The following is a 13,250-nucleotide window of genomic DNA, read 5'->3' on the forward strand; positions in this document are numbered from 1 at the left end:
TGTACCGCAGCTTTGCGCGGCGCGTCGGTGGTTGGATCAACCGCATTTTGGGTTTGTTCTGCTTGTTTTTGCAAGCGTCGGGCTTTGCGTTGCGCCATTAATGCGCTGTTATCAGGCAATATTTTGCCTTTCTCACCTTGAATGGTGTTTTGCGGCGTAGCGTCGGCTTGCGCTTTTTTCGCTTTTAAACGCTCAAGGGCGGCTTTAACCGGGTCTTCCCCTTGTTGGTTGGCCACCTCTTGCCGACGTTTCTCGGCGGCAGCTTTGGCGCGCGCTTCACGGGCGAGTTTTTCTTTTAACAAACGTGCTTCACGAGCTTCAAACCGCACTTTGGCCTCTTCTGCAAGGCGTTCTTTTTCCTTGATGTCAGCAATTTTGGCTTTTTCTTGGCGGAAATACTGAATAAGCGGAATGTGGCTTGGGCACACGTAGGCGCACACGCCGCACTCAATGCAGGCGCTGAGGTTGTACTGGGTTGATTTGTCGTGCTCTTCATTGCGCGCAAACCAATAAAGTTGTTGTGGCAACAGTTGCACAGGGCAAGCATCGGAGCAGCTTGAACAACGAATGCAGCCTTGTTCGCTGGGTTGCGCTTGGTATTCAAAGTGATCGGGCGCGATGATGCAGTTGCTGAGTTTGGTAATCGGCGCATTGAGGTTCGGCAGAATGTACCCCATCATTGGCCCACCGACAAAAATCGGCAAGCGTGGGTCGGCTTGATAGCCCACTTGGTTAAGGACATGCGAAATCGGTGTGCCAAAGCGTAGCCAATAGTTGCGCGGTTGCGGGATTTTATCGCCTGTGAGAGTCACCACCCGTTCAATCATCGGCTCGCCATCGACAACGGCACGTTTAATGGCATAGGCTGTGCCCGTGTTATGCATTAAAATGCCGAGCTCTGAAGAGCGGGCACCTTGTGGCACTTCCAGCCCCGTTAAAATTTGGATAAGCTGTTTAGATGCACCTGACGGATAAATGGTCGGGATCACGCGCAAGATAATATCGTTGGCGCCTTTGAGCGCTTTTTTGACTGCATGAATGGCACGCGGTTTGTTATCCTCAATGGCAATCACCACTTTTTGCGCGCGGGTGAGGTAACGCAAAATGCGCACCCCTTCGAGCATTTCACTGGTGTAATCTTGCATTAAGCGATCGTCGCAGGTGATGTACGGCTCACACTCCGCACCGTTGATAATTAACGCCTCAATGCCTGATAACACCGCCTCAATTTTGCGCGCGGTTGGGAACACTGCGCCACCAAGGCCAGCAATGCCTGCATGGTGAATTTTCTCCACCAGTGCTTGTGATGACAGGCTTAAGTAATCTGGTGTTGGCTCAAGCGCTGCCCAACAGTCTTCACCATCGGCTTCAAGGTGAATCATCAGCTCATTCAAGCCCGATGGGTGGTTAGCAGGAAATGGCGCAATGGCGCGAATGTAACCCGACGTTGGCGCGTGTACGGGCACATGGCGATAATCACTGTGCTGAGTCAGTTTTTGTCCTTTTAACACATGTTCGCCGACATTGATACAAACGCTGGCGGCTTGCCCGATATGCTGTTTAAGCGGAATATAAAAATCTTTCGCCAGCGCGATGCGGGCAATACGTTTGCCGTTTGATTGCGATTTCATCTCCCGCGGGTGGATGCCGCCAGGGAAATGCCATAGCTTGCCACTGTCTAGGCGTTGGAGCAGATCACGCATGATGCTCTTCCTTCTCTTCAATGGTGCGCGTTGGAATGATCAAAGTGCGGTCAAACTGCCAGTTCCAATGCTCGAGATCTTTTTTCACTGGCTCCATGGTAATGCAATCGGTCGGGCAAGGTGCCACACACAACTCACAGCCTGTACACAAACGTGGGATCACGGTGTGTACGGCTTTGTTTGCGCCAATAATGGCGTCCACTGGGCAGACTTGAATGCACTTGGTGCAACCAATGCACATGTCTTCGTGGATAAAGGCGACTTTTACCTCAGGCGCGCCTTCGTCAAAATCGGTTTTGGGCACCTCAACGCCCAACAAATCTGCGAGCTGCACGACCAAAGGTTGCCCACCAGGTACACATTTGGTGATCACATCGCCATTTGCAATGGCATCGGCATAAGGACGACAACCTGGGTAGCCACATTGCCCACACTGGCTTTGGGGCAGCAGTGCGTCGATTTTATCAACGATGGGATCGCTTTCGACTTTGAGCTTAACCGACGAAAAGCCTAAAATCGCGCCAAAAATCAGCGCGAGTAGTGAGATGACGATGAGCACCCAGTGCAAGGTAGTCAGTTGCGTGAGCATATTCATCAGCTATGTACCAAGCCAGCAAAGCCCAAAAATGCCAGCGACATCAGCCCTGCGGTAATTAACGCAATGGACGCACCACGAAATGGCGCAGGCACATCAGCACCCGCTAGGCGCTCACGCAAGGCAGCAAACAGCACCAGCACCAGTGAAAAGCCAAGGGAGGCACTAAATCCATACACCACAGATTGCACTAAATTATGGGAAAGATTGACGTTAAGCAACGCCACGCCAAGTACGGCGCAGTTGGTGGTGATGAGAGGCAAAAAAATGCCCAATAAGCGATAGAGCACTGGGCTGGTTTTATGGATCACCATTTCTGTGAACTGCACCACCACGGCGATCACCAAAATAAAGACTAATGTTTGCAAAAAGTTGGCATCAAGCGGTGTGAGGATGTAGCGCTGGATAAGATACGAACACAGCGAGGCCACCGTGAGGACAAATGTGGTGGCCAAGCCCATGCCGATAGCGGTTTCTATTTTTTTTGAAACCCCCATAAACGGACACAGGCCTAAAAATTTAATCAATACAAAGTTATTGACCAATGCAGTGCCAATAACCAACAAAAGGTAATCTATCATCGTCTCAAAGCCAAAAATGTAAGGGTGCTATTATGGCGATTTATCTCAGTTAGAACAATACTCGATCGTGATTATTTTCGCAAACTTATGGATCCACCATCAAGGGCGGCGGCAGAGGTTCAGGTTTGCCTAAAAAGTGCGGTTTTTTCTGTGTGAGCAAATCCCACAGCATGTATACCCTCGCCAATAGCTCACGCATGCGCACGCCGTAATGGCCTTCAGGGTAGTCGGCGGCGAAACAAATGGCGTTGATATCGTAATATTTGGCAATAAATAGCGCTCGCTCGCAGTGAAAGCGCTGTGAGATTATTGTCATTGCGTGCGCATGGAAAATATCTTTAGCGCGAATGACCGAATCCAGCGTACGAAAGCCTGCAAAATCAAGATATAAAAAATCCGCGCTCACACCGAGCTTGCGTAAGTCTTTGAACATATTACGCGGCTCGTTGTAGGAGGCCTGACGGTTGTCACCGCTGAGCAGAAGATAATCTACTTTGTGCGTTTTGATTAGCTTTTGCGCTGAGAGCAGACGATTGTAATAAAACAAATTCAGCGAGTTGTCGCTGAAATAACGCGAGGTGCCCAGCACCAAGCCGTAAGGGCGGTAAGGCAGCGTGTCAAGGTCGTCATACACATCAGCGCGTACATACAAACTCACGCCAATATCAATGATCGCCACCAGCAACAGCGCACAAAGCGCACTTAAACCGACATAACGCAACAGTTTAGGCATCCACGCACGCATTCTCGCCAGCGCGAAACACGCGTGCGAGAGGTAAAGTGCGGTTTTATTGGGTGTTTTCTTTTTCGCCATAATCTTCTTATGCGCTTAGCGTAAGGCGATTATACCGAGTTTGTTCGTGCGATAAAAGCTACGCAGACCGCACTTTTGCTTTTTGGGCAGCATTTTCGCTATAAGTAATGTATAAAATTGCGATAATAATCAGCGCAGCGCCCAACCACAACCGCCCAGGTGGCACGGCTGAGAAGAGCCACCAGCCAGCGAGCACATTGAGTGGCAATTTTAAAAAGTCGAACGGTTGCAAATAGGCGGCATCAGCAAAATTATACGCCTTCGCCACCGCCAACTGCGCAATGGCGGTTAAAAAGCCGAGTAAAATTAAATAGCCTAGCTCCATTGCACTCGGCGCAGCAAGGCTGTTGTTAAGCGCCATTAATAGGTTAAACGGCGTAATTAAAACAAATAGATAGACCACGATCGTGGTCGGTGACTCGTGGGCGGAGAGTTTTTTCACCATTAAGGAATAAATCGCCCAACACAGCGCCGCCGCTAAAGGCAGCAAGGCCACTGGATTAAAATCCTCAGCCCACGGTTTTAAAATCAACATTGCACCACTAAAGCCAAGCAACGTGGCAAATAGGCGGTTAATACCGACGTTTTCTTTCAAAAAGATCGCCGCCCCTAGGGTGGCAAACAGCGGTGAGGTCATAATTAATGCAATGCCTTGCCAGATCGGGATGGGATAGATAAGCGCGCTGATCCAGCATTGAATGCCGACTACTGAGATACCTACGCGCACAATATGCCAGGTGAGAAAGTCGGTTTTCAGCACACTTTTGCCTGCGCGCAAGAGACTGGGCGCGAGAAAGAGCAGTGCGAATAAATATTGATAAAGCGCCACCGACTGCGAGCTGATGGTCGAGTGAAGCCCTAAAATTTGGGTTAAGGCATTGATGGCGGCAAACACAATGCCCGCGAGAATCATCGCCACGGCGCCTTTGATTGGGTGATGTAACATAAAGTTTACTGTGGTGAAAAATGCTATAAGCATACCGTGCAAGTGGCAAAATGCAAAGGGTATTTTAGCCGTTTTTAAATCTAGACGTTTAGACTGCTAAAATTTCTTGACATCTTATCGCCTGCTCGGTAACGTAATGGCATTTCGTAAAGTAGCTTGTAAGGCCGTATGACAACCCAACATATCACCCTTTTTCAACACCAACCACTCACACTTTTTTATGGTGGTTCGTTGGCGCATATTCATGTGGCGTATCGAACCTACGGTACGCTCAACGCGCAGCGAGATAACGCGGTGTTAATCTGTCACGCGCTGACAGGAGATGCCACGCCTTATTGTGCGCCAGAATCTGGTGAAAAAGGCTGGTGGCAAAATTTTATGGGGCCAGGGCTGGCATTGGATACAGAACGTTATTTTTTTATTTGCTCTAATGTGCTTGGGGGCTGTAAAGGCACAACAGGCCCATCATCAATGGCACTAGATGGCAAGCCGTTTGGCAGCCGTTTTCCTGCGATCAGCGTACAAGACATTGTCGAAGTGCAAAAGGGGCTGTTAGATGCGCTGGGCATCACCCATCTGCATGCGGTGATAGGTGGCTCGTTTGGGGGCATGCAAGCGACACAATGGGCGATCACTTATCCTCATATGATGACTCATGTGCTCAACCTCTGCTCCTCACTGACACTCAGCCCAGAGGCGGTAGGCTTTGATCACGTTATGCGCCAAGCGATCATTGCCGATCCGCACTTTAACAACGGCGATTACTACGACACCACACCGCCTCACCAAGGGCTAGCAGTGGCACGAATGCTGGGTATGTTGACTTATCGCACGCCACGACAGCTCAATAAGGCCTTTGGGCGCGCTAAAAAGCAAGAACCGCGTTATTTTGGCGACACCTTCCAAGTGGAGTCCTACCTGAGTTATCAAGGGCAGAAATTTCTTGAACGCTTTGATGCTAATAGCTATTTGCATCTCACGCGCGCGCTGGACAATTTTGATCCTGCAGACGGCTTTGATTCTCTGCAAACCGCACTTTCACGCATTCAGGCGCACTATACTTTAGTGGCGGTGGCCAGTGATCAACTTTTCACACTTAGCGACATGCACACCAGCCGCGACCAGCTGCAAGCAAGTGGCGTGAATTTAGACTACTACGAGCTTAACTCCGATTTTGGTCATGACGCTTTTTTGGTGGAATACGACTTTTTTGAACCATTTTTGCGCAAAGGGCTGGGGCAGATGTAAAAAGCCTGCGCAAGCAGGCTTAGGTTAATTTTTTTGATTGGCTGCTTTAGAAACTAAGTAGTTAAAAAGCACCGCCATGAGTAAAAAAATAGCGATACTTAATGTTACTCCGCTCATTTACCCTCCTAACGTTACTTTTAATACTCTGAGTTTACGGGAAATATTCATAAAAAGAAATATTGCAGTCAACAGCATAATGGCATTTAGCACTTTGTTGAGTATAGCATTTTCGCCCAGAATGACAACAGGAACAGCCAAGATAGCTACCTTCGCAATGTCGTCACTCATTTTGCCCACGCATCCAGCGTTTCTTTCTCAAATGGGCGTTTAAATAATGTAAACATCACGCCTCCCGCATAAGTGATATGTATTGCAGCGTAATTGATCACTTAACAATGGGCAAGATGGCTGGCGAAAATGTGCGATGGTGATCGTAAAATTCACCGTACTTTTTGCATGCGATGCTGCGCAAATGGGGTGGCGAGCTGTTTAAGTGCGGTGCCGTCGGGCAGAGTTAAATTGGGGGCGATGTCAAGCAGTGGAATGAGCACAAATTCACGCTGGTGCATGTCGTAATGTGGCACAGTGAGGCGCTCAGTGTGAATGATCTCATCACTATAAAGTAAAATGTCGAGGTCAAGTGTGCGCTCGCCCCAGCGACGTTTGCGTATGCGACCTTGGGCATGTTCAATGCGTTGTAAGTGATCAAGCAGATCCAGTGGGGCAAGAGCGGTATCCAGTGCGGCGACGGCGTTAATATAGTCTGGTTGATCTTGCGGGCCGAGCGGCGTGCTTTGATAAAATGGACTGACCGCACTTAGCGTGCTATGAGGTAACTGTTTGAGTGCAGCCAGCGCATGATTAAGCTGCTGTACTGGGTTAGCTAAATTACTGCCCAGTGCGATGTAAGCGCGGATTATGTCAGCCATTATCCACTCCGTTATGGGTGGTTTTCTGATTGCGTCTGCGACGTCGGCGACGTTTTTTCACGGGCGGTGATTTTTGATTTTGCGCCTGCACTAAGGCGTTGCGTTGGCTTTCGTTGCTTAATTGATATTCATGCCACCATTGTGTTAGCTCAATCAAATCACCTTTTTCTAGCTCAGCACGCATCGCCAGCAAATCAAAGCCTGCACGGAATTTAGCGCGTGCAAAAGTGCGGTCAGCTTGATGACCGTTGCGCCGTGGGAATTGCAGCTGTAATGCCCAAATTTCGCGGATCACGATGGTATGTCGGCGTGGCACCGCCAGCGCTTTGCATAGCCCGCTTAGCACATCGGCAGCCGCCACATTAAAGGCGTCATGGTTTGTTAAATTGGCCTCATTTTTCAGTTGCTCCATGCTTTCACGCAGTGGATACCAAAAAATGGCCGCGAACATAAACGCAGGATTGATCCGTAGATGATCGGCAATACGTTCATCGGTTGCGCGCAGCGCATGTTCAATCATACGTTCAGCAAGCGAATCTTGATTCGGCGTGAAATAGGCCACTAAGGTTGGAAAGAGATATTTCACGAGATCGTACTTGCGCAGCAGGTGATAGGTCTTCAATCCATTGCCACTTTGCAGTAATTTCAATGATTCATCGAACAAGCGCGCAGAGGGGATTTGGCGTAGCAAGTGGGCGTAGTGTGCGATCGGTTCTAGGCTTTCACGTTCAAGAAACATATCGAGCTTCGCCATGAAGCGCACGGCGCGTAAAATCCGCACGGGGTCTTCTTGATACCGCACTTTAGGGTCACCAATGAGCTGCAGCTTACCCGCGCGAATGTCGTCCACGCCGTTGAAATAATCTAACACCACGTTGCGTTGCGGATCATAATACAGCGAATTAACAGTGAAATCGCGTCGTTTGGCATCGTCTTCTAAGGTGCCGTAAACATTATCGCGCAACAGCATGCCGTCTGTATTGCATTTGCGCTGTAATTCATCGTGGTTTTCCGTATCGCCACGAAATGTTGCCACTTCAATGATCTCGCGTCCAAACATAATGTGGGCGAGGCGAAAGCGTCTTCCAACGAGACGACATTGACGCCCGAAGGTACGTTTAATGAGTTCTGGGCTGGCGTTGGTCGCTACGTCGAAATCTTTAGGAATACGCTCAAGTAATACATCGCGCAGGCAGCCGCCCACCAAATAGGCCTCATAACCGTGGCGTTGCAGTTTAGTGATGACGCTAAGCGCATTGCGCGAAATTATGCGCGAATGGATGCCAAGGCTATCTGCTTTTAGGCGTGCAGGCGTAAGTGTCGCAGCAGTGTCCTGCGTGGTGCGAGGAGATTTACGCGGCGGTGTAGAAGATGTTTTCACCGAGTCGGTGGATTGTTCTTGTTTGCCGAAAAATTGTTTAATCAGTTTTAAAATAGGTCACCTCAATTGGCAAGCTGAAATACGATTGCAAATTGTAGTCAAAAAAGTCGATTTTGCAAGTAAAAGCCCCTGTAAGGAGGGGCTGATATAGCGTTATTTTGAGGTTTGTTTTTCCCGAATTTCTGCTAATGTTTTGCAATCAATGCATAAATCTGCTGTTGGGCGCGCTTCAAGGCGACGAATGCCTATTTCTACACCGCAAGTGTCGCAGTAGCCAAAATCGCCTGATTCAATTTTCGCTAAAGTGTGATCGATCTTTTTCAACAATTTGCGTTCGCGATCGCGGCTACGCAATACCAGTGAAAATTCTTCTTCTTGAGTGGCACGGTCGGCAGGATCAGGGAAGTTGGCAGCTTCATCTTGCATTTGTGCAACGGTTTTACCTGCTTCGTCAACGATTTGGTCTCGCCAAGCATGGAGAATTTTTTTAAAATGAGCGAGTTGGTTCTCATTCATATATTCTTCATTTTTCTTTTCAACATAAGGCTCCACGCCTGCCAAAGACAAAAGGCTTAACGACGTTTTCGGCGCACTTTTACTCATTTTATTCTCCTGTGTGTGAACTGCTAAAGCAAGGTTCATTCATGAGTGAATGACAATAACTCCCTCTAGGTAGAGCCTGTCACGAATTTTTAAAGGCGTATATTTATCAGACCTATTAGCGTTTGGCAAATAAAATATTGTCAAGATTGATTTATTTTTGAACGTCTAATCATGCTTATGTCAATTTTTATTGAAATTTGTGATGGATTTCACTTTTGCGATCGCCATTCCAAAATAAAAAAATACACCTTTTGTCACGTATAATTTTTTGATAAACGTCTCTTATTTATCCATTGAGATTGCGTGTGTTACGATTTTCATTGTGTTATTTAACCGCACTTTTGCAGGTACTATTTATGCCACTGGTGGCGCTGGCGTATTATCCTTATTTACTGCTCAGCGGGGCAGGGGTGATGCTGCTGGGATGGCGACAACGCAGGCGAGTGCTGGTCACCACCGCACTTTTGTTGCTGTGTGGGGGGGCGGTGCAATGTTATATCGTGCAGTTTTGGGCGCAGGCCAATGCCGTTGCTAGGCTGGGGACGATCACCACTCAGGCGGAGATCGTGGCGATTAACCATCAAAGTGCGGTTTACACCAGCGTGGTTGCAAGACTTGATCTTCGCCCTTGGCAACAAGGAAACGCCAAATTTTTGTTGAATTGGAAAATACCCATGCCTGCGCAAGTGGGCGCGCGATGGCAGCTTACGCTAAAGCCTGCGGCATTGAAAGGGCGGCTTAATTTTGGCGGATTTAGTCGCCAGCGGTGGCTGATTGCACAAGGCATTGTGGCAACAGCCACAGTTAAACAAGGGCAGCAGCTCGCCGCGCCAACAGGCATGCGTGCACGCTGGCTTGAGCGCACTGAAAATGCGCTTGACGGGCATGTGTACAAAGGCTTGTTACTGGCGCTGGGGTTTGGCGAGCGCGCCGAAATAAGTCAAGCCCAGTGGCAGCTGTTTCGTGCCAGTGGCACGGCACATTTGATGGCGATTTCAGGGCTGCATATTGGGTTGATTGCGTTGTTTGGCTTTATTTTGGCGCGTGGCGTGCAGTGGTTGTTGCCTATGCGTTGGGTCGAACCGCACTTTACGTTGCTGGTCAGCTTTATTTTTGCTTTGGGATACAGTTACTTGGCGAATTTTTCTCTGCCGACTCAGCGCGCACTGTGTATGCTTTCGGTGTGGCTTTTGGTAAAACTCTTGCGTATTCATTTGCGGTGGTGGCAAGTGCTGCTGTATGCCGCGTGCGTGGTGACGTTACTCACGCCTTTTGCGTATTTGCAGGAAGGTTTTTGGCTCTCATTTGGCGCTGTGGCGGCGATTGGGGCATTTAATCTGTGGCTGCCGTTGCATCGTGTGTGCTGGCGCGGGCAACGTCTTCGAGCTTTGTTGCCGGGCGCGTGGTGGAGCAAAATCATTTGGGGGGCAGTGTCATTAGTGCAGCTACAATTAGGTTTATTGCTACTATTTACTCCTGTGCAGTTGTTGCTTTTTGGTCAGTTGGCTGTGGGGGCATTGTTCTCCAATTTAGTATTGTTGCCCATTTTCAGCTTGTTGCTTATGCCGCTATTGCTGCTCAATATCTTCACTGGGTTGCTGCCTTGGGCGTGGTTAGATCAGCTTTTCGCGCTGTGTGTTTGGCTGCTTGAGGCGCTTCCTAACCGTCTGCTGATGCTATCCACCCACACGATGTGGTGTGTGAGTGCGGGGGCGTTTATGCTGACCGCACTTTTGCTGTTAGCACTCAAGTATGCCCCGATTACAACGGAGGAAAGGGGCGCCGTGCCCTTTCGACATTATGGCAAAACCGCACTTTTATTTTTTATGCTCGCTGTGGCTAGCCTACTGGCGACACTGCAACGCACGCCACGCTGGCAGTTAAGCATGATGGACGTGGGGCAAGGGCTATCTTTGTTATTGGAAAGTCAAGGCAAAGCGCTGATTTATGACACAGGGCAAGGCTGGGCGGACGGCAGTATGGCGAAGTTGGAGCTGATTCCTTACCTTACCCGCGCGGGCATTCAGCCAGAAGTGCTGATTATTAGCCATGACGATAATGATCACAGTGGTGGCGTGCGTGATTTGCTCGCGCACTACCCAACGCTCTCTTTTATCAGCCCTTCCATGAAAGACTACGGCGTAGCTGCACAGCCGTGCGTTGCAGGCCGTCGGTGGCATTGGCAGGGCTTTGCATTGACCGCACTTTTGCCTCAGCAACGCCCTTTGCGGGCGCATAATCAGGACTCTTGCGTGCTACTGGTTGAACGTGATGGGCTTCGATTTTTGCTCACGGGGGATTTGGATGCAAAAGGCGAGCGAATGATTGCGCATCAGGTTGGGCATGTGGATTGGCTTCAGGTGGCGCATCATGGCAGCAAAACGTCCAGTGCTTGGCAGTTTCTCAGCGCACTGCAACCTAAAGTCGGGTTAATTGGGGTTGGGTTGCATAATCCTTGGCGCTTTCCGCATCCATCGGTGCTTAGCCGCTTTGCAAAAATACAAAGTGCGGTTTATGACACCGCACTTTGTGGGCAAATTCGTATTAGTGTGCGGAATAACGGCTGGCAAATTGCCTGCGCGCGCGGGCGGTATTCGCCGTGGTATCATTCAATTGTTGGCGTGGCGGGCAATAACAGTTAAAATAAGCGCAAATTAGTGTGAAAGAATAGATAGCATGAGCGAAACAGAAACTGAATTACTGGATAAAGATTTCTCAACAGGGAAAACGTTTAAACGCCTGTGGCCGATGATTTTGCCGTTTAAATCAGGTCTAATTGTGGCAGCGATTGCCTTGATTATCAATGCGTTAACCGATTCTGGCTTGATTTATATGTTAAAGCCGCTGCTCGATGACGGCTTTGGCAAAGCGGACAGCAGCTTTTTGAAAATCATGGCTGTGGTGGTGGTGATTTTGATTTTCTTCCGAGGCTTGAGTAATTTTGTATCCACCTATTGCTTGGCGTGGGTGTCAGGCAAAGTGATCATGGTGATGCGACGGAGATTGTTTAAGCATATGATGTATATGCCAGTGACTTTTTTCGATAACAACTCGTCAGGCAAATTACTCTCACGCATTACTTACGACTCCGAGCAAGTGGCGGCGTCTTCATCAGGGGCGTTGGTAACCATTGTGCGTGAAGGGGCGTATTTGATTTCCCTGCTGGCAGTGATGATTTACACCAGCTGGCAACTTTCCGTGGTGCTATTTATTATCGGCCCGATTATTGCCGTGCTGATCAGTATGATTTCAAAGCATTTTCGCCGCTTAAGTAAAAATATGCAAACCTCTATGGGGGAACTGACCGCTAGTGCTGAGCAGATGCTCAAGGGGCATAAAGTGGTGCTTTCTTTTGGTGGGCAAAAGGTGGAAGAAGATCGTTTTAATCACGTCAGCAATGATATGCGCCGCAAAGGGATGAAAATGATGATGGCATCGGCTATTTCCGACCCTATTGTGCAGATCATCGCTTCATTTGCATTGGCGGTGGTGCTTTATCTTGCAACCGTTCCAAGCATTATGGAGCAATCATTGACGGCGGGGGATTTTACCGTGGTGTTCTCCTCGATGCTCGCGATGATGAAGCCACTAAAATCCCTAACCAATGTAAACGCACAATTTCAACGCGGCATGGCAGCGTGTCAAACCTTATTTAGCATTATGGATTTGCCGAAGGAAAAAGATGATGGCACCTTGGTTCTCGATAAAGTGCGTGGTGAGGTGAGTTTTCACGATGTGACATTTCGCTATGCCAGCAAAAACAACGATGTGCTACGCCATATCAATCTTACTATTCCTGCAGGCAAAACGGTGGCACTAGTGGGGCGCTCAGGGTCGGGAAAATCAACGATTGCCAATTTAATCACCCGTTTTTATGATGTTCAGCACGGCGAGGTGTGCCTCGATGGGCGCAACGTGCAAGACTACACGTTGGAAAACCTGCGCAAGCACTGTGCGGTGGTGTCACAGCAGGTACATTTATTTAATGATACGGTGGCTAATAATATTGCGTATGCGGCAACGGAGCACTATTCCCGTGAGCAGATTATCGCAGCGGCAAAAGCTGCCTATGCGCTGGAATTTATTGAAGATTTACCTCAGGGTATGGACACGGTGGTGGGCGAAAATGGTGTGATGCTCTCAGGCGGGCAGCGTCAGCGATTGGCGATTGCGCGCGCTTTGCTACGAAATGCCAGTGTGTTGGTGCTTGATGAGGCCACCTCTGCGCTGGACACCGAATCAGAGCGTGCTATTCAAGCGGCACTGGATGATATGCGTAACGAGCGTACGATTATCGTGATTGCGCACCGTTTATCCACGATTGAAAATGCTGATGAAATCGTGGTGATCGACCACGGTGAAATTGTTGAGCAAGGTACCCACACCGAATTACTGGCAAAAGGGCAGGCCTATGCTCAGCTGCATAAAATGCAATTTAATCACGCGTAAT

General features: G+C 49.0%; 12 protein-coding genes. 3 read left to right on the forward strand and 9 right to left on the reverse strand.

The features are described from left to right. From rsxC to HPC38_RS01450, 5 genes are all read right to left on the reverse strand, one after another. Positions 1–1,703, reverse strand: a 1,703-nt coding sequence (gene rsxC, locus HPC38_RS01430) for an electron transport complex subunit RsxC (RefSeq protein WP_208119508.1), incomplete at its 3' end; no start/stop codon positions are given. Beyond that, positions 1,696–2,292: an electron transport complex subunit RsxB gene (rsxB, locus tag HPC38_RS01435; RefSeq protein ID WP_208119649.1), complete on the reverse strand. Its 597-nt coding sequence runs from the start codon at positions 2,290–2,292 to the stop codon at positions 1,696–1,698. The genes rsxC and rsxB, both read right to left, overlap by 8 nt. A 5-nt stretch (positions 2,293–2,297) precedes the next feature. Then, the gene (gene rsxA / locus HPC38_RS01440; RefSeq protein ID WP_208119509.1) at positions 2,298–2,879 is read right to left on the reverse strand and encodes an electron transport complex subunit RsxA; all 582 of its coding nucleotides are present in this window, start codon (positions 2,877–2,879) and stop codon (positions 2,298–2,300) included. Between the two features lie 85 nt (positions 2,880–2,964). Then, a complete protein-coding gene (locus HPC38_RS01445) occupies positions 2,965–3,624 on the reverse strand; it encodes a SanA/YdcF family protein (RefSeq protein WP_208119650.1) in 660 nt (219 codons plus the stop codon). A gap of 127 nt (positions 3,625–3,751) precedes the next feature. Further along, complete coding sequence (locus HPC38_RS01450; RefSeq protein WP_208119510.1) at positions 3,752–4,639, reverse strand: DMT family transporter; 888 nt, start codon at positions 4,637–4,639, stop codon at positions 3,752–3,754. 168 nt (positions 4,640–4,807) lie between these two features. Between HPC38_RS01450 and metX the strand changes: the two genes are divergently transcribed. After that, entirely contained in the window at positions 4,808–5,887 is a 1,080-nt protein-coding gene (gene metX, locus HPC38_RS01455) for a homoserine O-acetyltransferase MetX (RefSeq protein ID WP_208119511.1), read from the forward strand. A gap of 117 nt (positions 5,888–6,004) precedes the next feature. Here metX and HPC38_RS01460 read toward each other — a convergent pair whose 3' ends face one another. The 4 genes from HPC38_RS01460 to dksA form a co-directional block, all read right to left on the reverse strand. Continuing rightward, positions 6,005–6,175 (reverse strand): hypothetical protein, encoded by a 171-nt coding sequence (locus tag HPC38_RS01460; RefSeq protein ID WP_235977567.1) that lies wholly within the window; start codon positions 6,173–6,175, stop codon positions 6,005–6,007. A gap of 152 nt (positions 6,176–6,327) precedes the next feature. After that, entirely contained in the window at positions 6,328–6,807 is a 480-nt protein-coding gene (gene folK, locus HPC38_RS01465; RefSeq protein ID WP_208119651.1) for a 2-amino-4-hydroxy-6-hydroxymethyldihydropteridine diphosphokinase, read from the reverse strand. A 1-nt stretch (position 6,808) separates the two neighbouring features. Further along, the gene (gene pcnB / locus HPC38_RS01470) at positions 6,809–8,251 is read right to left on the reverse strand and encodes a polynucleotide adenylyltransferase PcnB (RefSeq protein ID WP_208119652.1); all 1,443 of its coding nucleotides are present in this window, start codon (positions 8,249–8,251) and stop codon (positions 6,809–6,811) included. Between the two features lie 99 nt (positions 8,252–8,350). Beyond that, positions 8,351–8,800, reverse strand: coding sequence for an RNA polymerase-binding protein DksA (gene dksA / locus HPC38_RS01475; protein WP_208119512.1), 450 nt, complete (start codon positions 8,798–8,800; stop codon positions 8,351–8,353). A gap of 305 nt (positions 8,801–9,105) precedes the next feature. Between dksA and HPC38_RS01480 the strand changes: the two genes are divergently transcribed. Then, positions 9,106–11,442: a DNA internalization-related competence protein ComEC/Rec2 gene (locus tag HPC38_RS01480; RefSeq protein ID WP_208119513.1), complete on the forward strand. Its 2,337-nt coding sequence runs from the start codon at positions 9,106–9,108 to the stop codon at positions 11,440–11,442. A gap of 34 nt (positions 11,443–11,476) precedes the next feature. Beyond that, entirely contained in the window at positions 11,477–13,249 is a 1,773-nt protein-coding gene (gene msbA, locus HPC38_RS01485) for a lipid A ABC transporter ATP-binding protein/permease MsbA (protein ID WP_208119514.1), read from the forward strand. Position 13,250: the final 1 nt, after the last annotated feature.

This window comes from Spirabiliibacterium pneumoniae (assembly GCF_014884995.1).
Lineage (GTDB): Bacteria > Pseudomonadota > Gammaproteobacteria > Enterobacterales > Pasteurellaceae > Spirabiliibacterium > Spirabiliibacterium pneumoniae.